Source organism: Mesorhizobium sp. M5C.F.Ca.IN.020.32.2.1, assembly GCF_004023105.1.
In the GTDB taxonomy this organism is placed as follows: Bacteria; Pseudomonadota; Alphaproteobacteria; order Rhizobiales; family Rhizobiaceae; genus Mesorhizobium; species Mesorhizobium wenxiniae.
Window position 1 is genome coordinate 1 of sequence record NZ_RZSX01001248.1, and the last position, 1,339, is coordinate 1,339.

1 protein-coding gene and 1 pseudogene are annotated in these 1,339 nt (G+C 58.1%); both read right to left on the reverse strand.

The features are described 5' to 3' along the window. Window positions 1-1,027, reverse strand: a pseudogene (locus EOA86_RS34850) (hypothetical protein); the annotation flags it as partial. 32 nt (window positions 1,028-1,059) lie between these two features. Continuing rightward, the coding region (locus EOA86_RS39100) for a hypothetical protein (protein ID WP_206630232.1) at window positions 1,060-1,339 on the reverse strand (280 nt) is incomplete at its 5' end.

Below are 1,339 nucleotides of genomic sequence, written 5' to 3' on the forward strand. Positions count from 1 at the left end.
GTTCAAACGCCAGTGCCAGGCTGGTGTTGTTTGTATCCGAATCCATCTTCAGGGCCAAAGCTTCGATGGAGCCTGTCCAGTCGCTGTCAATCCTACGCCACTTTTCGGCCGGAGCGTCATACAGTTTGCGGACCCCCGACTTGGTCGCCTTCTTGCGACGGGTTTTCTCTTTCAGGGGTCTTTGGTAAACGGCCGAGAAAGGCAGGACTGTGTCGGTTCGATTGGCAAGAAGCGAGAGCTGGGCATTTACTGTGCTTTCCGCCGCCGCGGCGGCGTCCAGACGCGTCAGATATACCTCCTTCGCCTGTCCCTTGGATGGGGTGTCTTTTCGCAGCAAAACTTCATCTCGAGGCGGGCCAAGAACAAAGGCCTTGATATTGAACTCGTCGAGGTCAATGACCTGTCCAGGCTCAAGATAAGATGTTGAATCGGCACCAGCTTTATCCTTCAGCATTTGCATGATTTCGGCCGTCCCGAAGACGCCCGATGCACCTAGCCCGTTTATGGCGACTGGCCCGGCGAAAGCGGCAAGCGCCGCTGCCGTTCGCAAGCCGGGATGCGCATCGCCTTGCGCCAGCGTGGCCGCCGCCGCCAAAGCCTGCTTTCCCTTCGAAAATCGTGCCCTTAGGACCTGAGCCTGCGGATCTTTCAGGTTTTCGGTCCAAGCCATCCAAAGCCGGCCGATGGAAACCGCACCGTCAAGGAATGCGCCTTTTTCGAACGCAAACCCGGACAGATGGTCGTAGTGCTCGTGGGTTATGACCAGCAGGTCGATCCGGTTGCCGACGGTCTTCAGGACGTCTTTCGCGATCGCTGAAATGCGGGCCGGGCCTGCCTCAACTTCGGACAGGCGCTTTTTACCGATCCGGTTCACGACCTTCGGGTCAAGTTTGGCGATCAGATCGGCTCCAGCGGCAACGTTCTGGAGGACCCCACAATCTATAAGTATGGATCGCTCCAACTCCGCGCCGCCGTCGTCCAACGTGGTGCGAATGAGGAAGCAATCGCCCAAGATGCCGCGATACATCCTGATCCTCAAGAGCTTCAATATCCCCACACCTAACCTCCCCGGTGCACCAGAGCGAACGGTTCGTCCAACGCAGTGCCGGTCGATCCCCCTTGCAGTCCATAACCGAACGCAGTCGAGCCGAAGCGGTAACCCGCAAGGAAATCGCGTTGTTGCTCCAGCCGGGCATCGTCACTAATTCGCTTTCGGACTGCGTAACGCAGGTGACCCTCCCGAAGGTCGAAGATGAGTGTGGCACCACCGCGGAACACAAAGTCCGCGCCCGACGGGTTATCGCCGTGCTTGTCTTGAAGCTCCTGTTCGTTCTGATCG